This window comes from Streptomyces sp. NPDC006012, assembly GCF_042871185.1.
In the GTDB taxonomy this organism is placed as follows: Bacteria; Actinomycetota; Actinomycetes; order Streptomycetales; family Streptomycetaceae; genus Streptomyces.
On sequence record NZ_JBIAIE010000013.1, the window covers coordinates 145,865 to 168,023 of the forward strand.

14 protein-coding genes, 1 tRNA gene and 2 pseudogenes are annotated in these 22,159 nt (G+C 72.1%); 10 read left to right on the plus strand and 7 right to left on the minus strand.

Features of this window, described 5'->3' with window-relative positions:
- Positions 1-18 precede the first annotated feature (18 nt).
- The 5 genes from ACFYPJ_RS22790 to ACFYPJ_RS22810 are packed head-to-tail and all read left to right on the plus strand — an operon-like array spanning position 19 to position 4,342.
- Entirely contained in the window at positions 19-294 is a 276-nt protein-coding gene (locus tag ACFYPJ_RS22790; RefSeq protein WP_389020050.1) for a PAAR domain-containing protein, read from the plus strand.
- A 3-nt stretch (positions 295-297) separates the two neighbouring features.
- On the plus strand, positions 298-705 hold the full coding sequence (locus tag ACFYPJ_RS22795; protein WP_389020053.1) for a GPW/gp25 family protein: 408 nt from the start codon (positions 298-300) through the stop codon (positions 703-705).
- Complete coding sequence (locus ACFYPJ_RS22800) at positions 702-2,669, plus strand: putative baseplate assembly protein (protein ID WP_389020056.1); 1,968 nt, start codon at positions 702-704, stop codon at positions 2,667-2,669. Before ACFYPJ_RS22795 ends, ACFYPJ_RS22800 begins: the two co-directional genes overlap by 4 nt.
- Positions 2,670-3,230, plus strand: a complete 561-nt coding sequence (locus ACFYPJ_RS22805) for a phage tail protein (RefSeq protein WP_389020059.1) — start codon at positions 2,670-2,672, stop codon at positions 3,228-3,230.
- Positions 3,230-4,342 carry an NADase-type glycan-binding domain-containing protein gene (locus ACFYPJ_RS22810; RefSeq protein WP_389020062.1) on the plus strand — a complete coding sequence of 371 codons (1,113 nt, stop codon included), beginning with the start codon at positions 3,230-3,232 and terminating at the stop codon, positions 4,340-4,342. The genes ACFYPJ_RS22805 and ACFYPJ_RS22810 overlap by 1 nt, the downstream gene beginning before the upstream one ends.
- A 752-nt stretch (positions 4,343-5,094) precedes the next feature.
- Here the strand turns inward: ACFYPJ_RS22810 and ACFYPJ_RS22815 are convergent.
- Positions 5,095-6,099 (minus strand): annotated as a pseudogene (locus ACFYPJ_RS22815) (gala protein); the annotation flags it as partial.
- 64 nt (positions 6,100-6,163) lie between these two features.
- Positions 6,164-6,239: transfer RNA gene (locus ACFYPJ_RS22820), tRNA-Arg, on the minus strand.
- 238 nt (positions 6,240-6,477) lie between these two features.
- Here ACFYPJ_RS22820 and ACFYPJ_RS22825 point away from each other — a divergent pair.
- The 3 genes and pseudogenes from ACFYPJ_RS22825 (at position 6,478) to ACFYPJ_RS22835 (ending at position 7,987) form a co-directional block, all read left to right on the plus strand.
- The gene (locus ACFYPJ_RS22825) at positions 6,478-7,335 is read left to right on the plus strand and encodes an SDR family oxidoreductase (protein WP_389020065.1); all 858 of its coding nucleotides are present in this window, start codon (positions 6,478-6,480) and stop codon (positions 7,333-7,335) included.
- An 83-nt stretch (positions 7,336-7,418) separates the two neighbouring features.
- Positions 7,419-7,475 (plus strand): annotated as a pseudogene (locus tag ACFYPJ_RS22830) (glyoxalase); the annotation flags it as partial.
- Between the two features lie 14 nt (positions 7,476-7,489).
- Positions 7,490-7,987 carry a VOC family protein gene (locus tag ACFYPJ_RS22835; RefSeq protein WP_389020216.1) on the plus strand — a complete coding sequence of 166 codons (498 nt, stop codon included), beginning with the start codon at positions 7,490-7,492 and terminating at the stop codon, positions 7,985-7,987.
- Between the two features lie 153 nt (positions 7,988-8,140).
- Here the strand turns inward: ACFYPJ_RS22835 and ACFYPJ_RS22840 are convergent, their stop codons facing one another.
- Positions 8,141-8,725 carry a TetR/AcrR family transcriptional regulator gene (locus ACFYPJ_RS22840; RefSeq protein WP_389020068.1) on the minus strand — a complete coding sequence of 195 codons (585 nt, stop codon included), beginning with the start codon at positions 8,723-8,725 and terminating at the stop codon, positions 8,141-8,143.
- Positions 8,726-9,067: 342 nt separating this feature from the next.
- Here ACFYPJ_RS22840 and ACFYPJ_RS22845 point away from each other — a divergent pair, with 342 nt between their 5' ends.
- Together ACFYPJ_RS22845 and ACFYPJ_RS22850 are read left to right on the plus strand one after the other, a co-directional pair.
- Entirely contained in the window at positions 9,068-10,414 is a 1,347-nt protein-coding gene (locus ACFYPJ_RS22845) for a glycoside hydrolase family 18 protein (protein ID WP_389020071.1), read from the plus strand.
- Between the two features lie 309 nt (positions 10,415-10,723).
- On the plus strand, positions 10,724-11,434 hold the full coding sequence (locus ACFYPJ_RS22850) for a hypothetical protein (RefSeq protein ID WP_389020073.1): 711 nt from the start codon (positions 10,724-10,726) through the stop codon (positions 11,432-11,434).
- A 45-nt stretch (positions 11,435-11,479) separates the two neighbouring features.
- On the opposite strand, the gene ACFYPJ_RS22855 is transcribed toward ACFYPJ_RS22850, so the two are convergent.
- The 4 genes from ACFYPJ_RS22855 to ACFYPJ_RS22870 all read right to left on the minus strand — a co-directional run bounded on the left by ACFYPJ_RS22855 (position 11,480) and on the right by ACFYPJ_RS22870 (position 22,135).
- On the minus strand, positions 11,480-11,644 hold the full coding sequence (locus tag ACFYPJ_RS22855) for a hypothetical protein (RefSeq protein ID WP_389020076.1): 165 nt from the start codon (positions 11,642-11,644) through the stop codon (positions 11,480-11,482).
- A 182-nt stretch (positions 11,645-11,826) separates the two neighbouring features.
- A complete protein-coding gene (locus tag ACFYPJ_RS22860) occupies positions 11,827-13,059 on the minus strand; it encodes a cytochrome P450 (RefSeq protein WP_389020079.1) in 1,233 nt (410 codons plus the stop codon).
- Positions 13,060-13,850: 791 nt separating this feature from the next.
- Positions 13,851-15,335 (minus strand): cation:proton antiporter, encoded by a 1,485-nt coding sequence (locus ACFYPJ_RS22865; RefSeq protein ID WP_389020082.1) that lies wholly within the window; start codon positions 15,333-15,335, stop codon positions 13,851-13,853.
- A gap of 239 nt (positions 15,336-15,574) precedes the next feature.
- Positions 15,575-22,135: an SDR family NAD(P)-dependent oxidoreductase gene (locus ACFYPJ_RS22870; protein ID WP_389020085.1), complete on the minus strand. Its 6,561-nt coding sequence runs from the start codon at positions 22,133-22,135 to the stop codon at positions 15,575-15,577.
- Between the last annotated feature and the right edge of the window lie 24 nt (positions 22,136-22,159).

The window sequence follows — 22,159 nt, forward strand, 5'->3', positions numbered from 1 at the left end:
AGGCAGGGGGCTTCGCACATGCCAGCAGCCGCACGCGTCGGCGATCCCACCGGGCATCCCGGGGTGATCGGCCCGCCCGGAGAACCCACGGTGCTGATCGGCGGGCAGCCCGCGGCCACGGTGGGCACCGCGCACCTGTGCTCCTCGCCCGCCGCGCACCCCCCGTCCGTCCTCGCCCCGCCGGGTAGTTCCAGTGTGTTCATCGGCGGGCGGCCGGCCGCCCGGGTGGGTGATGCGGCGGCCTGTGGTTCGCCCATCACGTCCGGGTGCCCGAGCGTGCAGATCGGAGGATGAGGCATGGGCCGGCAATTCATCGGCGCGGGGTGGGCGTTTCCGCCGCGTACGGACGCCACCGGCAGCATCGCGCTGGTCCGGGACGACCGGGAGATCGAGGAGTCGATCCGGCTGATCCTGGCCACATCGCCCGGCGAGCGGCCGATGCGTCCGGAGTTCGGGTGCGCGCTCGGCGACTACGTGTTCGCGCCCGCGGACGCCGGCACGGCCGGGCAGCTCGCCTACGAGGTACGGCTCGCGCTGGAGCGGTGGGAGCCGCGCATCGAGGTGGCGGACGTCGCCGTACGGTTCGACGAGGCGGACGACGGGGTGCTCTACATCGACGTCGGGTACGCGGTGCGCGGTACCAACGACCCGCGCAACCTGGTCTTCCCGTTCTATGTGATCCCGGACGGCGAGGGGTCCGTATGACGCTCCCCAGCCCCAATCTGGACGACCGGCGCTTCCAGCAACTGGTGGACGAGGCCAAGCGGCTGGTGCAGCAGCGCTGCCCCGAGTGGACCGACCACAACGTCTCCGATCCGGGCGTCACGCTGATCGAGGCGTTCGCCACCATGGTCGACCAGCTCGTCTACCGGCTGAACCGGGTGCCGGACAAGAACTATCTGGCCTTCCTCGACCTCATCGGGGTGCGGTTGTACCCGCCGACGGCCGCACGGACGCAGACCACGTTCTGGCTGTCCGCGCCGCAGCCCGACACCGTGCGCGTCGCGGCCGGAACCGAGGTGGCCACCGTGCGCACCGAGACGGAGGAGGCGGTGGTGTTCACCACCGGCCGGGATCTGTCGGTCGTGCCGTGCGTGCTGTCCCAGCTCGTCACCTGGCCGGTCACCGGTACGGCCGCCGACCGGTCGGAGGAGCTGGCCCTCGGCCGCGACGTGCCCTGTTTTGGCAGCATGCCCACGCCCGGGGACTGCCTCTACGTCGGGCTGTCCCAACCGGTGCCCGGCTGCGCGGTGGTGCTGCGCCTGGACTGCCGGGTGGACGGCGTCGGGGTCGATCCGCGCCGCCCGCCGCTGGTCTGGGAGGCGTGGGACGGCGCCGCCTGGGCGGTGTGCGAGGTCGAGAAGGACACCACCGGCGGATTCAACAAGGCCGGCGACGTCATCCTGCACGTGCCCGACGCGCACACCGCCTCGGTGGTGGCCGCGCACACCGGCGGCTGGCTGCGCTGCCGTCTGGTGGAGGCCGCGGCCGGCCAGCCCGCCTATGTGGCGTCCCCCACGGTCCGTCGGGCGAGCGCGTTCACGATCGGCGGCACGGTGGAGGCCGCGCACGCCGAAACCGTCGTGGAGGAGGTCCTGGGTCTGTCGGAGGGGGTGGCCGGGCAGGGTTTCCGGGTGTCCCGGCCACCGGTGGTGGCGGGTGAGGAGCCGTTCGTGGTGGAGGTGGCCGAGGGCCACGGCTGGGCGGAGTGGACCCGGGTGGACGACTTCGCGCACTCCACCCCGTACGACCGCCACATCACCCTGGATCCCAACTCCGGCCAGGTGGACTTCGGCCCGGCGGTGCGGGAGCCCGACGGCACGCTGCGGCTGTACGGCGCGGTGCCGCCGAAGGGTGCCCCGGTGCGGGTGCGGTCCTACCGTACGGGCGGCGGACGGCGCGGCAATGTGGCGCGGGGCGCCCTGCGGGTGCTGCGCAGTTCGCTGCCGTTCGTGGCGCGGGTGGAGAACCGCCGTCCGGCGCTGGGCGGAGTGGACGGCGAGACGGTGGAGAACGCGCGGGTGCGGGGGCCGATGACGCTGCGCACGCTGCACCGGGCGGTGGTGCCGCGCGACTACGAGCTGCTGGCGCGTGAGGTGGCGCCGGACGCCGCCCGGGTGGCCTGCGTCCCGGCGGGCCCGGCCGGCGGCGGCGAGCCGACCGAACAGGCGGGCGGTGTACGGCTGTTGGTGGTGCCGGCCGGACGCAACGACGAGCAGGGGCGGATTCGGTTCCAGGAGCTGATCCCGCCGCAGGACACCCTCGCGATGATCGCGTCGTACCTGGACGAGCGGCGCCCGATCGGCACCCGGCTGGTCGTCGAGCCGCCCTACTACCAGGGTGTCACCGTGGTCGCGTCGGTGGTGCCGGGCCGCGGGGTGGCGGGCGACCGGCTGCGGGAGGCCGCGCTGGCCGCGCTGTACGGCTACTTCAATCCGCTGACCGGCGGGCCGGCGGGTGAGGGCTGGCCGTTCGGGCGGCCGGTGCACTCCGGGGAGGTGTTCGCGGTGCTGCAACGGGTGTCCGGAGTCGATCTGGTCGAGGACGTCCGGCTGTTCCCGGCGGACCCGGTCACCGGACAGCGCGGCGAGGCCGCCACGCGGATCGAACTCGACCGGCACGCACTGGTGTTCAGCTATGAACACCAGCTGCGGGTGAGGGAGGCATGAGTGCGCGGAACACTTCCCGGACTGCCGACGCCGCATCCTCTGCTGCATCAGCTGCCCGCGGTCTATCTGGACCAGCCCTTCGTCGAGGGGTTCCTGAGCGCGCTGGACGAGGTGCTGGCGCCCGTACTGCTCACCCTGGACAACCTGCCCGCACACCTGGATCCGCGCACCGCGCCCGAGGACCTGCTGGCGTGGCTGGCGGGATGGGTGGCGGCGGAGGACGACGGGGAACGGCCGGTCGGCCGGCGCCGCGCCGTCGTGGCCGGTGCGGTGGCCCGGCACCGTCAGCGAGGCACCCGGGCGGGGCTGGCCGCGGCGATCCGGGTGGAGACGGGCCTCGAACCGGAGATCAGCGAGAGCGGCGCCACGTCCTGGTCCGGTGAGCCGGGTTCGGCGCTGCCCGGTTCGGCGCGGCCCAGCGTACGGGTGCGGCTGCGGGTGGCGGACGCGCAGGCCGCGGCATCGACGCGGGCGCGGCTGGAGCGGCTGGTGGCCACCGAGGTGCCCGCGCACGTCGGGTACGAGGTGGAGGTCGTGGCGACGGACGGGGCGGGTGCGTGATGATCTGCCCCGACTGCGGCCACCGCAATCCGCCCGGTACCCGCTTCTGCGCGTCCTGCCAGGCGTTTCTGGCGTGGGAGGACCAGGAGCAGGCCGGGGAGCCGTCTCCCGCGGCGGGCCCGGCCGCCGCGCCGTCCCCCGAGGCGCCGCCGCCGGCCCCGCCTTCGTCCGACGCCACCGCCCCGGCCACGACGGCAATCCCCGCCGCGCGGACGGGGCCGCCGCCGCCCGCCCCGGCCCCGGACATCGCTCCCCGGCGTCCCGACGACCCGCCGGACCGCCCGCCCGGCCCCGCACCGGACCACCGCACCGGCACGCCCACGGACCCACCGCCCGAAGCACCGCCCCGGCCGGACACCCCGCCGCGCCGCGCCGGCCGCCCCTGCCCGCAGTGCCGTGCCGAGAATCCGTACGACCGGCGGTTGTGCGTACGCTGCGGTGCCCTGCTCGACCCCGCGCCGCCCCCGGTCCAGGCCCCCCGGCCGCCCTGGTGGCGCCGGATCCTGCCGCGCCGCGAGCGGCATCCGCTGGCCGCCGGGAGCAGACCCCGGCGCCGGGTGTGGCGTCGGCCGCGGCTGACCCTGCCGGTGGTGCTGGTCGTCCTCCTCGTCGCGGCCTGGCTCGCCCGCGGGCAGCTGACCCAGTTGTTCACCTTCGCCGAGGACAACGCCGGCGACCCGAAGCCGCTGCACCCCGCGCAGGTGCGCGCCTCCAGCCAGACGCCGTCCCACCGGGCGCAGGCGGCCTTCGACAGCCTCAGCAACCGCTACTGGGCGCCCGCCGCCGCGGGCGCCGGCACGGGGCAGTATCTGGAAGCCGGCTTCGAACGGCCGGTGCGGTTGCAGAAACTCCTGATCACGTCCGGGAGTTCGACGAAGCCGGACGAGTTCCTCGGCCAGGCACGGCCCTCGCGGATCACCGTCACCCTGATCTCCTCTCAGGGTGAGCGCACCACCGAGAACCTGAACCTCAGCGACGCGCCCGGGCAGCAGAGTTTCGACGTCCGGGGGACGGACGTGACGCGGGTACGGCTGACGGTGGACGCGGCCTACGCCGCCCGCAAGGACCGCCGGGTCGCCATCGCCGAGGTGGAGTTCTTCGGACGTCAGTGACGGTGCCGTTGCCGACGGACCCGCCCGCCCAGGTGGGGATCGCCGCCGACGGGGCGCCGCGCAAGATGCGCAGCGGCGGTCCGCTCAACCTGGCCGGAGCAAATGATCGGCAGCCGCAGCGACGTCGGGTGCTCCAGCCGGGGGTGTTCCGCGCGAGCGCAGCGGTCTCCACGCGCTCAGCTGCCGCCGACCCGTACCGTCTCCACCCAGGACAGTGGCGGGTCAGCCCCCTCACCGATCAGTGCGGCGATCAGCCGGCAGGAGGCGGGCTCCGCGGGCCACGGGGGAGCCCAGGCGGCGTCCCGGCAGCGTACGCGGACGGGCTGTGGTGCGTCTGCGCGTCGGGGGAGTGCAGCCTCGTCACCTGCATGCCCTGGTCGCCGCATCCCTGTTCCCCCGGCTCCCCGTCAGCGAAGGCCCTGTCGGTCCGCCCGGCCCCACCCGGCCTCGACGCCGTCCCGTTCACGGAGCAGCGTGATCCATTCGGTGCGGGCGGCGATGTCGTCCGGACCGGGGTCCTCGGCCGGCAGCTCGGCCGGGTCGCGCGGGGTGCCGTCGGGGCGGAAGAAGGGCGCGCGGTCCGGGCCCCCGCCGCAGCGTTCCCGGAGCTCGTGTGCGTACCGGGCGTCCTACAGGTGGCGGGCCACGGTCCAGTCCTCGATCTCCAAGGCCGGACGGTAGGCCCTGGTCCGGTGAAGGCCGGGCTGCCCGAATCGGAGGGCCACCCGTTGAGGTCCCTTGGTCATCGCGGGCTCCTCCACCGCGGACAGCAGCGTCTTGGCGCCCCGTCCGGTCAGGCCGGTGTGCCGCAGTTCCAGGCGACGCAGCGGGCTGCCGGGCAGGGCCGCGGCCAGGGCATGAACGCCCGCGTCACCGATCGTGTTGGCGGGTGCGCCGAGGCTCCGTTCGGACGGCGGACGCCCCAGGTCGAGCGCCTCGATACCACCGAGGGCTCCGGCGAGTGCCTGCGTGCCGGCGGGCCCGATGCCGTTGCCGCCCAGCCCGAGGCGGACCGGGTGACCCGGGTTGCCGGCGGCCTCGGCGAGGACGGCGGCGCCCTCGTCGCCGAGGTGGTTGGCGGGCAGGTACAGCTCGCGGACCCCGGCGTCGCGGACGAGTGCGGCGAGCAGCGGCGCGGCCTCGCTGGTGAGCCCGTTGCCGCCGAGGAACAGCCGCTCCAGGGGACGGGAGCGTCCCGTCAGAGTTTCCAGGAGGGCGCGCAGTCCGTCGGGGCCGACCCCGGTGTTGACCAGGTCGAGGGTGCGGAGCTAGGAGTTGGTGCGCAGCATCGCGGCCAGGGCGCGGACACCGTCGTCACCGGCCGGGTTGCGCTTGAGCCACAGGGCGTGGACCGTTTCGTCCGGGGCCAGGGCCTCGGCGAGGGCGGTGACACCGTCGGGACCGATCCGGTTGCAGCCGAGGTAGAGCGTGCGCAACCCGTGCCCGGGCCCGAGAGCGCCAGCGACGCCACGGGCGCCGCGGTCCCCGATGGCGTTCGTGCCCAGCAGCAGGTGTACGGCGTGCGGTGAAGCGGCGGCCACGGGCAGCAACTTGGTTGCCCCGGCCGCCCCGAGTCCCTGCTTGCACAGATCGATCCGCCCGTCCGCGCACACCGTGCCGAGTGGAAACGCCTCGTCGGCGGCGACAGGGAGCGGCGATTCCAGCCGGAGGAGGAGCGGATCGAGTCGCACCGGATCGGCGAGCGGAATGTCCGGATGCTCAACAGCAGGGCAGCGTACGGGTGTCGGCTGCGTCATCACCACTCCACCGGTCCGTCCTGGCCGACGCCCTGGTACGGGGCGGACGGCGGTATCGCAAGGGTGGCAAGGCCGGTCGGATTCGAACCGACGTCCTCCAGCTCGCAGCTCGGGCGCGACGACCTCTGCGCTACGGCCTTGCCGCTCGCGACATAACGGCTTCCGCAGACACGTTCGATCACGTCGCCGCGCCGTGCCTGTGCCCGGCCTGAGCCCTGTCCTCTCGACGCCACGGCCGATCTCCTTCGACGAGCGCCCCGACCAGGCCGTACCCCACGGATCCGGTCGGGCAGCCTGCCGCCCGGGGCGCTGCTCCCGGCGGTCCGCGCTTGACAAGGAGGATGTTCGCCGTAATCTGGATTATGTATTTAATCCAGAATGGAAGACCCCCACGCCGTCGACATCCCGGACCGGGCCACCGCGCGTCGCCCGTCCGCGGAGGTACGACTGCTCTCACGCCCGAGATCCGGCCGGCGGCCGCCCATGAAGCCGAAGGCGGAGGCCGCGCCGGACCGCTGGACAGCAAAGGAAGACACGATGGACATCAAGGGATCGGTCGCTCTGGTCACCGGAGCCAATCGCGGCATCGGTCGGGCGTTCGCCCGTGCACTGATCGAGCACGGTGCGAGCAAGGTGTACGCAGGCGTCCGTAACCCTGCGGCGGTCATGGACGACGACTTCACTCCGCTGCAGTTGGACGTCACCAGTCCGGAGCAGGTCGCCGAGGCCGCCGCTCGCGCCGGAGATATCTCCATCGTGATCAACAACGCGGGCATCGGTGGCGCGGAGACCAAGCTCTGGGACGGCTCCTTCGACGGTGCGCGCCAGGCGATGGAGGTCAACTACTTCGGTACGTGGGCTGTTTCGCGCGCGTTCGCCCCGATCCTCGCCCAGAACGGCGGAGGCGCGCTGGTGAACATGCTGTCGCTGGCCTCCTGGGTTGGCCAGCCCGGTTTCCCCGGCTACGCCGCCTCCAAGGCGGCGCAGTGGTCACTGACGGACGCTTTGCGACAGGCGCTGCGTGAACAGGGCACGTTGGTGGTGGGGGTGCACGCCGGTTTCGTGGACACGGAGCTGAGCGCCTGGGTGACCGGTCCGAAGATCAGCGCGGCCGACGTGGCCGAGCAGACCATGCAGGCCCTGGTCCACGACCTGAGGGAAGTCGTTGCCGACGAGGACACCAGGCAGGCCAAGGCTGCTCTGTCGCAGCCCCTCGAACGCGGCCCCCGCGCCTGAATCCTCCCCGGCCCACCCGACGAAGCGCGCCCCGGTGAGCCCCTGCGAACAGGATGGGAACCATCGCTGGGAAGAACGTCGATATGAAGGTCGAAGTAGTCGTCATTCCGGTCGCGGATGTCGACCGCGCCAAGGAGTTCTACGCGGGACTCGGGTGGCGGCTGGACCGGACTCCTCCGGCGTCGTGCAGTTCACCCCGCACGGCTCCGCGTGCCCGGTCCAGTTCGGCCCGACCCTCACGACCGCCGCGCTCGGGTCGGGCAAGGGGTATCTGATCGTCTCCGACATCGGGGCCACCAGGAACGCACTGATCGACAGCGGTGTGGAGGTGAGCGAGATCTTCCACCTGAGCCCGAACGGCCCGGTGGCGGGCCTGGACCCCGAGCGGCGCAGCTACTTCTCGCGTGCCACGTTCAACGATCCCGACGGCAACACCTGGCTGCTGCAGGAGATCACGTCCCGGCTCCCCGGGCGGGTCGGTCCCGGCCCGACGGCGTTCACCTCCGTTACCGACCTGGCGAACGCGCTGCGCCGCGCGGCCGTCGCCCGCGGCGAGCACGAGAAGCGCACCGGCGAGGTGGACCAGGAGCGGCCCGAGTGGTACGCGCAGTACCTGGTGAACGAGCAGACGGGGGCGGAACTGCCCCCGTGAGGGCCCCAAGGCGCGCGGGTCGGCGGCCGGCGGACTTCGACACGGGGGCGGGCGCGCTCGGCCGGTGAAAGCGGCCGGGCCCGCCTTTCGGCCGCGGCAGAGCCAGGGGGCTCCCTTGAGTGCCGCGGCCGGGGAATCGCGCCAGGCGCGAGATCAGGCGACAGGGGCCGGTGCCTCGTGTCGCTTGAGCTGCTCGGCGACGTTGGTGAGCAGTTCGTCCGAGAAGTCGGGGTCGGCGACGGCCCGGGACATGAGGGTGGCGCCGACCAGGGCGCTGAGAGTGAGCATGGCCTCGGCCCGGGCCTCCTCCGAGTCCCCGCCGAGACCGGCGATCAGGTCAAGATAGGTGCGAACCTGCTCCTCGTAGGCCTCCTTGAAGCCCTTGTCCCCGCGTCCGGCCGCGGCACCGAGCGTGACCAGGGCGCACCCGCTGGCCGGTGTGTCTCGGTGCCGTTTGCCGAGGTAGGCGTCGATGAGGCCGGTGCGCGGTTCCTGCTCGTTCTTGCGGGCGGCCTGCTCCATCTTCGCCGTGCCCTCGGCCAGTGCCTCGGTCACGGCCTGGGCGACGAGGTCGTCACGCGAGCTGAAGTGCTTGTAGAAACCGCCGTGCGTCAGCCCCGCCTCTTTCATCAGTTCGGAGATACCGGGGCGGGTGACGCCCTCCGCGCGGACCTTGCGGGCCGCGATCCGCAGCACCCGCTCACGGGACGCCGCCTTCTCCGCCTGTGAGTGCCCCATACCGGGCCTCCCTCCGAGGAGCGGCCACAGCCGCCCAGAAGCTAGATGAAGGCCATCATACACCCGAGGCAAAAAAAGTCCCCTATCTGCACATTCTCCCATTTCGAGATGACGGAAAACTTCTTGAATCTGGATGTTTCACACCCTGCAGATCAGCGCGCTCCCCCGCAGGCGCCCCACCGGATCCCTGCTCGCGACTCCGCCACCGAAGCCCTGGCACACCGGTGCGCACCGGAAAACCTGCCTCTGGCGGACCTCGGCGCAACCACGCACCCCTCCTTGTAGCGCTACCCGGCCGCCACCCTATTGACCACAATGGTCCATACCAATACGTTCCCGTCCATGCGAAGAACCCTGAGAAGACTGGCCGTTGCCACCTGCTCCCTGTCCCTGCTCGCCGTCCTCGCCCCGGCGGCAGGAACAGCAGTCGCCGCCCAGTCGCACGCCACCACCGCCAAGTACGGCAAGCGCGTGGGCTACTTCACGCAGTGGGGGGTGTACGGCCGCGACTACCAGGTCAAGGACCTGGACACGAGCGGTCAGGCAGCCAGGCTGACGCACATCAACTACGCCTTCGGCAACGTGAACGCCGAAGGCGAGTGCTTCACCGGGAACGTGCCGGGCGAGGCCGACGCCTGGGCCGACTACGCGCGACCCCTCGACGCCGAGAACTCCGTGGACGGCGTCGCGGACACCGACACGCAGCCGCTTGCCGGCAACTTCAACCAGCTGCGTGAGCTCAAGGCGAAGCACCCCGGCCTCAAGGTGCTGATCTCGCTGGGCGGCTGGAGCTGGTCCACCCACTTCTCCGACGCCGCCCTGACTCCCGCCTCGCGCAAGAAGTTCGTGGCGTCCTGCATCGACCTGTACATCAAGGGCAACCTGCCGGTCGACGGCGCGCGCGGTGGCGCGGGCTCGGCCGCCGGGCTGTTCGACGGCGTGGACCTGGACTGGGAGTGGCCCGGTTCGCCGGGTGACACGGACACGGTCTACCGGCCCGAGGACAAACGGAACTTCACCGCCCTCGTACACGAATTCCGCAGCCAGCTCGACGCGTACGCGAGGAGCCGGGCGCCGCGCGGCAAGAAGGCCAGGCACTACGACCTGTCGGCGTTCGTACCGGCCGCGCCGGGCGCGATCGACGCCGGGTTCGACATCCCGCGCATCATGCGGGACTTCGACTTCGTGAACCTCCAGGGGTACGACTTCCACGTGTCGGGCCAGGCCACGACGGCTCAGCAGTCGGCCCTGTTCGCGCCGGGCGACTTCAGCGTGGACCAGACGGTCCGGGACTGGGTGCGCAGGGGCGCCCAGCCGCGCAAGCTGGTGGTCGGCATGCCGTTCTACGGGCAGGGCTGGACCGGGGTTAGCGGTGGCGGCGACGGCCTCGGCCAGCCGGCCACCGGCCCGGCGAAGGCCACGTACGCGGACGGCTCCGAGGACTACAAGGTCCTCAAGGGCCTGGCCGCCTCCGGTACGTACACCGTGCACCGGGACCGCTGGAACGGCAGCGCATGGCTTTTTGACGGCACCACGCTGTGGACGTACGACGACCCCCAGGTGCTGTCGACCAAGTCGGCGTACGTCCGCAGGCTGGGACTGGGCGGCGCGATGTTCTGGTCACTGGACGGCGACACGGCGGACGGTGAACTGACGGCGGCGGTGGACAAGGGACTCAACGGCCGCTGATCCAGCACCGGATGACCGGGCCCGGCACCCGCTGCACGGGATGCTGTTGATCAATTCGGGCCAGTGCCTGACGTCGGCCTTCAAGACCTGGTTGTGGTCTTGGAGGCCGACGTTGTCGTACGGGGTGAACCAAGACCGAGACCGCATCCCGTCCGCCCCGCGAAGCCCACATGGCGGTCGGCGAGGCCGGGGCGCGGGCCCTGGCGTGCTTCCAGTGACGCGCTACCCTTCGGCGGACATCCACCAAAACCATCGGTGCAAGCGACTCGGAGCGCTAGCACGCTCTGTCCACACTGGGGAGATGCGGCGATGCGACTGATCCTGGCCGGCCCGGCGCTAGCCGCAGCGCTGCTCACCATCACGGCCTGCCGATCCACGGCACACTCGGGGCCACGTCACGCCGCTCTGCCGGCGAATGCGGTGCCGTGCGCGTCCAGAAGCCAAACGCCCAGCGTCAAGCCCGAGCCGATACAGACAAAGCTGGAGTGGCGGGCGGAGGAGCTGCGTGACAGCTCGGTGCGCATGACGATCGGAGACGTCAGCCTTGCTCCCGAGGATGCCAAGGCTGTCCGCGTCACCGACTACCACGCGCCGGGCAGCGAGACCGCATGCGACTACGTGAAGATCACCGCCGCGCACGGGTGGTGGTGCAGCACGACGGTCTCACCCGTCGCTGTGAACGGCGAAATCGTGGTCGGTGGCGCACAGCCACGGGCGCAGATCCACTCCGCCGGTTTCCGGACGCACCGCTCGGGGCGCACCGCGAAGATGCGGCAGCACTACACGATCGAACGCGACAGTTGGTCCGGCTGGCGCCCGTACGACGATCGTGGCCGGACCAATTGGACATCCCAGCAGGACCAGTCCGGCCACAGGGTGTCTGCCCCGTGCCCTCAAGGACGGGTCGGCAGCTACGACTACCGGCTGGCGGTCTCGGTGGAAATCGACGGGATCCAGGCGGACGAGTCCAGCGCCGCCAGCACCGAGATCCGCACCCACTGCGGCACAGGCGTCAGCTGACCCTGCCCCGAGCCGCTGTCGCCGCCCGGTCCACCGTCGGCCCACTCACTGGGTGAAGGGGTCGAAGGCCGGATGAACGCTCGGGAAGTCATCGGGGAAGACCGGTGTACTGGAGGAACCGGAGAGCAGGTCCAGGACCACTTCCGGCGACAGCCTGTGCAGGACCTCGAAGGAGAGCAGGCCGGCCTCGACGATGATTGTGGGCCACAACTCCGGTTCACCGACGGGGATCCAGAACAGCCAGTCGGATCTCAGGAAGCCCGGGATCCTCGTCGACGGCCCGCAGAGAAAATGTCACCCCCACGGACTCGTGAGAACTGGCCCCGCCCAACGCTACGCAGCCAGTGCACAGCGGCCCACCAACCGAACTACAGGCCGTACAAGCGGAGCGGTCAGCCCGGCTGTCGCCGCAGCCGGACGGGCAGTCGCTCCGGTCCCCTGATGAGCATGCCGCCTCGCCAGGCGATCGTGACGGGATCGGCATCGAGTGCGAGGTCGGGGCAGCGCCGCAGCAGGGTTCCGATCGCGACCCGGCCCTCCAGGCGTGCCAGCGGCGCACCCAGGCAGTAGTGAAGGCCATGGCCAAAGGCCACGTGGCCGCGCGCGTCACGACGGATGTCGAAGCCATCGGCAGCACGAAAACGCGCGGGGTCACGGTCGGCGTCGGCCAGAGCCACCAGGACCAGTTCCCCACCGCCCGGCACCACCGTGCCGCCGATGTCGACGGGCTTGGTGGTGAAACGGTACGTCGTTGTCTCCACCGGCCCGTCGTAGCGCAGCGTCTCCTCGACCACGTTCTCCAGCAGTGAGGGATCGGCTCGCAGGGCGGCGAGCTGCTCGGGGTGGGTCAGCAGAGCCAGGACGCCATTGGAGATGAGGTTGACCGTTGTCTCGTGCCCCGCTACCAGCAGCAGCCAGACAGTGCCCAGCAGTTCATCGGCTGACAGCCGGTCGCCGCCTTCGTCCGTGACGCGAATCAGTGCGCTCAGCAGGTCATCTTGCGGTTCCCGCTGCTTGCGCACGATCAACCGGGCGATGTACTGACTCGCGGCGGCCGCCGCAGCCACTCGCTCGTCCACGTCCCTGGACGTCAGGGCGGTGTTGGACCATTTCCGGAAGGCCTCGCGGTCCAGGGCCGGAACACCGATGAGCTCGCAGATCACGGCGATGGGCAGCGGGAAGGACAGCACTTCCACCAGGTCGGCCCGGCCATCGGGCTCACCGAGCGCTGTGTCCAGAAGTCCGTCGGTGATTTCCTGTACCCGGGGCTCAAGGGCCCGCACGCGCGCAGGGGTGAACTCCTTCGCGACCAGCTTGCGCAGTCGGGTGTGGTGCGGCGGGTCGGAGTTCAGCATGTGCCGGCCGGCAGCCAGGTTCGGCAGACCGACGGCCTGGGAGGCGTTCGACCAGTCCTTGGACAGGCTCGGATCCGCCAGCGCCGCGCGCCCCGCCTCGTGACCCACGACGAGCCACGCTTCCGCTCCCTCGGGCATCCGTACGCGGTGCACCGGGCCCCGAGCGCGCAGCGCAGCGTAAACCGGGTACGGGTCGTGGGTGAAGTCCTGGCCGAGACCAGCGAGGTCCACCAGATCTCTGGCGTACGAAACGTCCTTCGCATCTGCCATGTGCAGTACGTCCTTCTGGTGGGCGAAGTGCCAGTTCGGCCTGCAATGCGCAAAGTTATCGGACAGAACACGGATGCGTAGCAGCCGATCTGGCCAAACAGCGACCGGTTGACAGTTGGGCGGTGACCGTCGCCGAAGGTGTCGGCAGCGGGATGATCACTTTCTTGCCTGCGGAGGGCACGACGAACGCGGGGATCCGTCCCGGTTCCGGTCAGGTGAGGCAGTTCACGGGCGGCGACCGCTTTTCGCGTCAGGTCGGCGACGGCATCAGAACCGCCATGACGTGGCTGGCGGGCCGAGGCCCGGAGGTGGATGGGGAAAGGGCCCCGCTGCTCTCGGATCAGCCGGCGGAGCGGACAAGACAGCCGTCGTCACCGACCCCTTCGGCATCTTCCTTCCTTCCGCCGGGAACCGGTGGACGGCGGTCCGGCCCTGTCCCGTGCGCTCGGCAGCCGGCGGTGGCCACCGCGCGCCGACCACACACAAGGCGGCACACCACCCGGACAGCGGTCACGCTGGGTCAGCACCTTCCCTGGCCATGGGCCGGAAGCGGTCGAACGGCTTGCTCAGCGGCCGCATTCGACGCCGTCTTCGCGAGCGAGGACGTCGCCGTGGCCGGTCCCCCACGCAGTCCCAACCGCAAACCGCACGCCGATCGATCCGTGCCACCGGCACACGCGGAGTGCACCGACCGGCTGTTGATCTACGACCGCGGCCACGCCGAGAGGATTCTCCATGCCGCGCCCGCCACACGTTCCGCGGTGAGACCACCACCGCCGCCCGACACCGTCCTACGGCCGCGGCGTCGGCTCGGCGTCCGGCATGGGAGCCTGGCCGGAACCGGAACCGGAGTCGGACCCGGGCCGGGCACCCGCCGTCTTGTCGCCGTCCCCGCCGGATCCGGAGGGCGCGTCAGGGGAGGCGTCCGCCGGGCGGTGCAGCGGGCCGATCAGCGGCCCGGCGGCCGCCGTGGTGAAGAGTGCCATGATGACGAGCAGCGCGTAGAGCCGCGGTCCGATCACTCCCGCCTGCAAGCCCACGTTCAGCACGATGAGTTCAGTGAGACCACGGGTGTTGAGCAGCACGCCGATCAGCAGGGAATCCCGCCACGGCAGACGGGCGCTGCCCCGGGCCGACAGCGAGCCTGCGGCCACTTTGCCGACCACCGCCGCGATGCACAGCACGACAAGGAGCAGCAGGTCGGAGGCGTGCAGTCCGCTGAGCTCCACCGACATTCCTGAGATGGTGAAGAACACCGGCAGCAGCAGACCTCCGGTCTCCTGCAGGGGCCGCAGTACCTGGCTGTCCGGAGCACCGTCGCGCTGGCGGGGCATGATGATGCCGGCCAACAGCGCACCGAAGATCACATGCAGCCCGAGCGCGCTGGTGGCCCAGGCCGAGGCCAGCGTCAACGCCGTTGCGATGGGGACAGGGTTGGTCAGCAGGGCGCCGGGCCGGTTCATCCACCACACCAGCACGCGCCGCACGCCGAAGATCATCACCAGGAGATAGGCCGCCAGCAGCGCCATCTTGGTGAACCAGCTCCCCAGGGAGCCGCCCTCACCGCCGATCAGGCAGACGGCGAGCACGGGCCAGCTCAATGCGTCGATGACGCCGGCGGCTGCCATCGCGATCGTGGCCGGCCGGCTGCCGGCCAGCCCCTGGTCCCTGATGATGCTGGCCAGGACGGGAACCGCCGTGATGGACAGGGCGACTGCCATATAGAGGATGAAGGTCGCGTCGATCGGGTGACCGCCGTTGACGGAGCGGAAGCTTCCGGGAAGGAGTACGACGATGCCGGCCCCCATCAGCATCGGAAGCACGAACGCGCTCAACGAGACAGTCGTCACCGCGCGGTGGTGGCGAAGCTGGCCGAGATCGAGTTCGTAGCCGACCGCGAAGAGGAAGAGCGCCAGCGCGACTTGTGCCAGCGCCGTCAGAATCGGCTTGATCTGCTCCGGGAACAGAGTGTCGTACACTCCGCCCGGCGCCAGCCCGAGCAGACTCGGACCGAGGGCGATCCCGACGAGCAACTGCCCGATGACGGGTGGCTGACGAAGCTTGCGGGCCGCTGCTCCCAAGGCCCATGAGGCCGTGATCACCACCGCGAGAGCGGCGACGACGTGAGTGACCATGGAGTCGGTGCTCACCGGCATCCCCTTTTCGGCAAGTGCTGCGTTCAGTGGAAGGTTCGGATGGTGCGTCGGCAGGCACGGCCACCCGCTCGGAGCACGGGACGGCGAGAGGTCCACGACCGCAAAAGCCGTGCCGCGCACGCCCCGGCCCCTGCCCTACGGGGAGTACGCCGCGGAGCGGGTGACTGTGCCCGCGCCAGAGCCGTGGAAGCATGACAGCGGCGTGGCAGCGTGAGCGTGGGGAGGTTGTCCCGGCCGTCGTCGGTCGACGGGGCGTCCTGGCTGCCGTGCTGCCCCTGTGGGTGGGCTTCCCGCGTGCCCGGAGCGCCGAGAGGGGCCGCACCGGTCGGCGGAGCGCCGGCGACGACCGGGAGTCACCGTCACTCCGGTCGTGCCGCGGCGAGCAGTTGATCCGTCAGCTCACGCAGCGTCGCGCGGCTGAGGATCTTGCCGACCGGCAGCAGCACCCCGTGCGAGCGCTGCACCTCCTGCCGTAGCTGAGCCGCCATCAGCGAGTCGAGGCCCTGGCTGGTCAGATCCAGGTCCGGGTCGAGGTGTTCGGAGTCGACGCGCAGGATGGCGGCGATCCCGGCCCGGAACAGCGCCGCCCGATCCGCGGCTGGTGCCGCCCCGGTCGCACGGTCCGTACCGTCGGTATCCCGTCCGGTCCCCGTCCCGGCCCGTGCCGTCCCGGTTCCGGAGGCGGTCCCCCACGCGTTCCCGGAGGCGGGCAACGCCTGCGGGCTCGGTGTCAGGGGTTTTGGTCGTGGGACGGGGAACGTCGGCGTGGCCGGCCGTGCGGCGCGCTCCGGCCGGGCCCGCGGTGCTCCGGGCGAAGGGGGCGGGGCCGCGGTGACCCGGTGTGCGGGTGCGTCGTCGACGACGTCCCGCAGGAACGGGGATGCGGCCGCGACCGGGTACGTGACCTGCCACTGCGTCCAGTCCACCGGCATGACCACGGTGTCCCCGGCGCCTGTGGCCAGCAGGTGATCCAGCACCGCGAACCCTGCCGCGGAGGTGAAGCCGGTCATGCCCCGCGGGATCAGATCCCGCCCGAGTTCGCTACCCGCCCGCGCGGCCATGCCGCGGTCGGTCCAGAAGCCCCAGTTCACCGCGAGCGCCTTGCAGCCACGGCTGCGGCGCCCGCGGGCTATCGCGTCGAGGCCCGCGTTGGCGGCGGCCGCCGCCGCGACGTGGGGCGAGGCCAGCAGGGCGTTCCCGGACGAGAAGAGGACGAAGTGGTCGAGGTCGTCCGCGAAGAGACGGTCGAGGACCCGGCCGCCCGCCAGCTTGGGCCGCAGCACGGCTTCCACATCGCGCAGGGTGGTGTCGCCGATCGGCTTGTACATGAACACGCCGGCGGTGTGGAAGACGCCCCGGACCGCCGGACGGCCGGCGGCGCGGCGGTTTTCGACCAGGCGGCGCATCGACCGTTCGTCCGCCACGTCCACCGGGGCGTACTGCGCCTCGACGCCCAGGCCGCGCAGTTCCTCCAACAGGGCGGCGATGTCACCCCCCGACGGCGAGGCCGTGCCGGGCACGGAACGGCCGGTGAGCAGCAGGTGCCGGGCGCCGCGCGCGACGAGCCAGCGGGCCAGTTCGGAGCCGATACCGCCGGCACCGCCGGTCACCAGATACGTGGCGTCCGGCCGCATCCGAGTCGGCGCGGGCCCCGTCTGCGCGGGCCCCGTCGGGGACACCGGGGCCGTCCGCAGATCTATGAGCACCTCGCCGACCTGCCGGGCCCCGTTCATGTCGTCGAGAGCCGGACCGGCGGTGTCCAGCGGGTACACCTCGGCCGGCAGCGGCGCGAGTTCGCCGACCGAGATCAGGCGCAGCAGGCGGCCGAGGAGCGTCCCGGCCCGCTCCGGTTGCTCGCGGCACAGGGCGGCGATGTCGAGGACGTGGAAGGAACCGTTGCGCGGCAGGCCGCCGGGACCGGCCGGGTGGCCGTCCACCGGATCCTGCTCGGCCAGTTCCACGTAGCGCCCGTAGGGGGCGAGCAGGCTGAGGTTCTGCTCGACGGCCGTCCCGGTCAGCGAGTTGAGGATGACGTCCATCCCCGTGCCCCGGGTCTCGGCCAGCAGTGGACCGGCGAAGTCGCCCCGGGAGTCGGCGACATGGGTGACGCCCATCGCTCGCAGCAGGGCCCGCTGCTTCTCGCTGCCTGCGCTGGCGTAGATCTCGGCGCCGCGGCGCCGGGCCACCTGGATCGCGGCGAGCCCCACGCCGCCGGTGGCCGAGTGGATGAGGACCTTTTCCCCTTCGCAGAGCGCGGCCAGTTCCATCAGGCCGTACCAGGCGGTCAGGTAGGGGATCGGTACGGTGGCGGCCTCGGCGAGACCGAGTCCGTCGGGCAGGCGGAGGGTCAGCCTGCGGTCGGCGAGGACCCGCGTGGCCGGACCCGGACGGGCGACGGCGACGACGCGGTCGCCCACGTTCAGTCCCCGCACCTCGGTGCCGACGGCCGTCACCACACCGGCGGTCTCCCAGCCCAGCAGGCCGTCGTCGTCCTGGTCCGGGTGGGCCCCGGCGTCGCGGAAGCCGATTCCGCCGTATGCCGCGGCGATCTGCACCTCGCCGGGGGCCGGGGGCCGCGTCGCGGTCACCGTGCGCACCGGGCCCGTGATGCGGTCGTGGGCCGGCTCGATCCCGGTGACGTCGTCGGAGCCGGACGCCGGTGAGGTGCGGCGCAGGCGCAGGACGTACCGGGTGCCCGCCCGCAGGGCGATCTGGTCCTCGGCACCGTCTGCGGCCGCGATCTCCTGGGCCAGCGCCGCGGTCTGCTCCGTGCCGTGGGCCCTGTCCAGATCGATGAGGATGTGCCGGACGACGGACAGCTCGCTCGCCGCCGTACGTCCGAAACCCCACACCGCGTACTGCTCCGGATCGGGCGCCCCTTCCGCGTCCACGACCGTCTCGGCGCCCCGGGTGACGAGGACGAGCCGGGGCAACGGGCCGTCCCACCGTGCCGTGGACAGCGCCTGGTCCAGCAGCAGCGCGCTGCCGAGGCCCAGCGGGACCTCCCCCACCGGCCGCGGCGCCCGCAGGCTCCACAGGTGCACCACGGCGGCGACGCCCTCCGGGTGGTCGCGTCCGACCTCGTACAGCAGCCGGGCGTAGTCGTCGAGCCGGGACGGGTCGATGCGATACGTCCCGTCGTCACCGCGCTCGTACCTGTCCCCCGGTCGTACGGCGATCCGCGGGCCGTGTGCCGGTGCGAGCCGCGGCCCGAAGTCCTCGTCCTCGAACACCAGCCAGGCTCCGGCGGCCGCCTCCGGCAGTGCTCCGGTTGCGGCGGCCGGTATCCACTTCGGCCGGTAGAGCCAGTCCGTCAGCGGGCCGGGCTCCTCCCGCCGCACGAGCCAGCGGATCCGCAGCCCACGGAACTCGGCCAGCAGCGTGCCCCGTTCGTCGCGGATGACGACGTCACCGCTGAACGACTCGGCCGTCAGGTCGTGCCGCACCACGTGGCTGTACAGGGTGCCGGTCAGCGGCAGCGGCCCGTACCGGCGGAACGCGTCGATGGAGCCCAGGACGAAGGCATGCTGCTCGCCGGGTTCGGCCGAGTCGGGCAGGGTGGCCGCGAGCACCTGTCCGCAGGCGTCGAGGACCGCCGGATGGACGTGATGCCCCTCGTGGCCGGAGAGTCGGTCCGGGACGACGATCTCGGCCAGCGCTTCGTCGTCGCCGCGCCACACCTGTCCGATGCCCTGGAAGACGCCGTGCCAGTCGTTGCCGCGGGCCGCGAACCGGCGGTAGAACTCGGCGCCGGTGAGGTGCTCGGGAACACGTTCGGCAATCTGCCCGGGCGGGTCGTCGGGGACTTCGAGCATGCGTGTGCCGGCGGGCGCTTCCGCCACCTGCCCGTGGGCATGCCGGGTCCATTCGGCGCCGTCGGCGGTGGCGACGTCGAAGGCCCACCCCCGCCCGGCCGGCCGCAGCGTGACCCGCAGCAGCGGCGGGGCCTCGGCGGTGAGGAAGAGCGCCTTGTCGTAGCGGACGTCCTTGACGACGACATCGGCACCGACGGCCTGGTCGGCGGCGGCCACCGCCAGCTCCAGGTACGCGGTGCCGGGCAGGATGACCAGGCCCTGTACCTGGTGGTCCAGGAGGTAGGCGTTGCGCACCAGGTCGACGGGGCCCTCCCACCGGTGCGCGCCGTCGTCGAGGACGGTGTGCGCGCCGAGCAGCGGGTGTCCGCCCGGGACGTCCGTCCCGGCCGGCGTCCCTGTTGCTGCTGTCGTCGGCGTCGCGGTGTGCGAGCCGGGGGTCCGCGTACCCGTCCCGGCGACCGGCTCGAACCAGAACTCGGCGCGTTGCCAGGGATAGGACGGCAGCCCCACGTAGGCGGCCGGGCCGTCGAACAGCGCGTCGCACCGCACCGGGTATCCGGCCTGGTACAGCTGGCCGACAGAGGTCAGCAGCGTGGTCAGGTCGTCGGTACCGCGCAGCAGGGACGGCACCACCTGGTCGTCGGTGCGGTCCGCGGGCAGGCACTCCTTCACCGCCCCGCCGAGGACGGGGTGCGGGCTGATCTCGACGACGGCGGCCGTCTCGGGGCAGGCGGTCTCGGCGTCGACGGCCGCGTGGAAGCGGACCTCGTCGCGGAGGTTGCGGACCCAGTAGTCGGCGTCCATCTCCTCGCCGGTCAGGACCTCCCCGGTGACCGTCGAGCGCAGCGGGACATGGCCTTTACGGGGCCGTACCGACTCCAGGGCGGCGCGCAGCGCGTCCAGCAGGGGGTCGACGTGACTGCTGTGCGAGGCCACGTCCACCTTGACGATCTTGGTGAAGACGTCCCGCTCGGACAGCGCGCCCAGCACCTTCTCCACCGCCGGAGTGCGGCCCGAGATGATGGTGCGCCGCGGGCCGTTGCTCACCGCGACGTCGACGTCCGGCACCTCGGCGAGTTCCCGCCGCAGTTCGTCGGCGGGCAGGTCGACCGCGGCCATGGAGCCGGCGCCGGCGATCTCCCTGAGCAGGGCGCTGCGGCGGCAGATCACCGCCGCGCCGTCGGCCAGGGTGAGCGCGCCCGCGGTGCAGGCTGCCGCGACCTCGCCCATGCTGTGACCGATCACCACGTCGGGCGCGACGCCCCATGACCGCCACAGCGCGGCCAGACCGACTTCGACGGCCCAGAGCAGGGGTTGCACCACGTCGATCGGCCAGCCCGCCTCGTCACCGGCGGTCAGCTGCTCGATCACCGACCAGCCGCGTTCGGCGCGGAGGTGCCGGTCGCACTCCTCGACGGTCTCCCGGAAGACCGGGGAGGTACGCAGAAGCTGTCGCCCCATCCCGGACCACTGGGAGCCCTGGCCGGGGAACACGAAGACGGTCCTCCACCGGGCGCCGGGCCTGGCGGCGACGATCGGCCGGCCCTTGCGCAGCTGTTGGGCGGCCTGGTCGTGGTCCGCGGCGAGCACGGTCATGCGGTGCCGGTGATGGGTGCTCCGGGTCAGCGCGCTGAAACTGACGTCGCGCAGACTGTGCCGGCGGCCCTCCCCCTCGGCACCGAGGAAGTCCGCGTAGGCGACGGCGAGTTCACGCAGCGCGGCGGGTGTCCGGGCGGACAGCGCGAGCAGGTGCGGCCGTGGTTCGTCGGCGGCTGGCGGCACGGCCGCGGGCCGGTGCTCGCCGAGGACGACGTGGGCGTTGGTACCGGAAATGCCGAACGAGCTGACGGCGGCGTACCGGGGGGCGCCGTCCCGGCCCCAGTCGCGGACGGTCTGCGGGATCTCCAGCGCCATGCTGTCCCAGTCCACCGCGTCGGTCAGCCGGCCGCTGTGCAGACTGGGCGGGACGACGCCGTGTGCCACGCACAGCGCCGCCCTGATGAGTGCGGCGATGCCGGCCGCCGCCTCGGTGTGGCCGATGTTCGTCTTCACGGAGCCGACCAGCAGGGGGTCCGCGGCCGAGCGGCCCGCACCGGTGCCGTAGACCGCGTCCAGGCTGCGCAGTTCGATCGGGTCTCCGGTGGGCGTGCCGGTGCCGTGTGCCTCGACGAAGCCGACGGCGCGCGGGTCGATGCCGCCGCGCGAGCAGGCGTGCCGCATCGTGTCGATCTGGGCGGTCTGCGACGGGGTCATCAGATACCCGCTGCTGCGGCCCTCGTTCTCGACGGCGGAGCCGTGGATGACCGCGTGGACACGGTCGCCGTCCGCCTCGGCCTGCGCCAGCGTCTTGAGGACGACGACGCCGACGCCGTCGCTGCGCACGAAGCCGTCGGCGTCGGCCGCGCCGAACTTGCACCGGCCGTCCGCGGACAGCATGTCCGCCTGGGAGAACGTGATGCTCTCCTCCGGTGTGATCACCAGGTTGACCCCCGCGGCCAGGGCGAGGGTCGCCTCCCCGCCGCGCAGCGCGGCGCACGCCTGGTGCACGGCCACCAGCGAGGACGAGCAGGCGGTGTCGACGGACGTGCTCGGGCCACGCAGATCGAAGAAGAACGACAGGCGGCCGGACAGGACGCTGCGCGAGGTGCCGGTGTTGGCGTAGATGTCCAGCGCCCCGGCGGCCCGCAGCATGTCCCAGTACTCGGCGGTCCGCTGTCCGACGACGACGGCGGTCGGGCTCCCCGCGAGCTGGTCCAGCGTCAGGCCGGCGTCCCGCACGGCCGCGGCGGCGGTCTGCAGGAGCAGCCGCTGCTGCGGGTCCATGTGGCTCGCCTCGCGGCCGGAGATGCCGAAGTAGTGGGCGTCGAAGCCCCGGATGTCGGGCAGGAAACCGCCACGGCGGCTGACGATCCGTCCGGGCGTGCGCGGCCGGGGGTCGTAGAACGCGTCGATGGAGAACCGGTCGGGCGGGACGTCCGCCGTGGCGTCGACCCCGTCGAGCTGCATCCTCCAGAACGCGGGGACGCCGTCCGCGCCGGGGAACTCACACGCCATGCCCACGATGGCGATCGGCTGCGGAGCGACCTGGTGCTGCTGCGCCGTCACACGGCACCTCCTGTCGGCATCGTC

Coding starts and splice junctions, on each gene's coding strand:
- ACFYPJ_RS22790 (WP_389020050.1), top strand. CDS start 19: ATGCCAGCAGCCGCACGCGTCGGCGATCCCACCGGGCATCCCGGGGTG.
- ACFYPJ_RS22795 (WP_389020053.1), top strand. CDS start 298: ATGGGCCGGCAATTCATCGGCGCGGGGTGGGCGTTTCCGCCGCGTACG.
- ACFYPJ_RS22800 (WP_389020056.1), top strand. CDS start 702: ATGACGCTCCCCAGCCCCAATCTGGACGACCGGCGCTTCCAGCAACTG.
- ACFYPJ_RS22810 (WP_389020062.1), top strand. CDS start 3,230: ATGATCTGCCCCGACTGCGGCCACCGCAATCCGCCCGGTACCCGCTTC.
- ACFYPJ_RS22825 (WP_389020065.1), top strand. CDS start 6,478: ATGGAAGACCCCCACGCCGTCGACATCCCGGACCGGGCCACCGCGCGT.
- ACFYPJ_RS22840 (WP_389020068.1), bottom strand. CDS start 8,725: ATGGGGCACTCACAGGCGGAGAAGGCGGCGTCCCGTGAGCGGGTGCTG.
- ACFYPJ_RS22845 (WP_389020071.1), top strand. CDS start 9,068: ATGCGAAGAACCCTGAGAAGACTGGCCGTTGCCACCTGCTCCCTGTCC.
- ACFYPJ_RS22850 (WP_389020073.1), top strand. CDS start 10,724: ATGCGACTGATCCTGGCCGGCCCGGCGCTAGCCGCAGCGCTGCTCACC.
- ACFYPJ_RS22860 (WP_389020079.1), bottom strand. CDS start 13,059: ATGGCAGATGCGAAGGACGTTTCGTACGCCAGAGATCTGGTGGACCTC.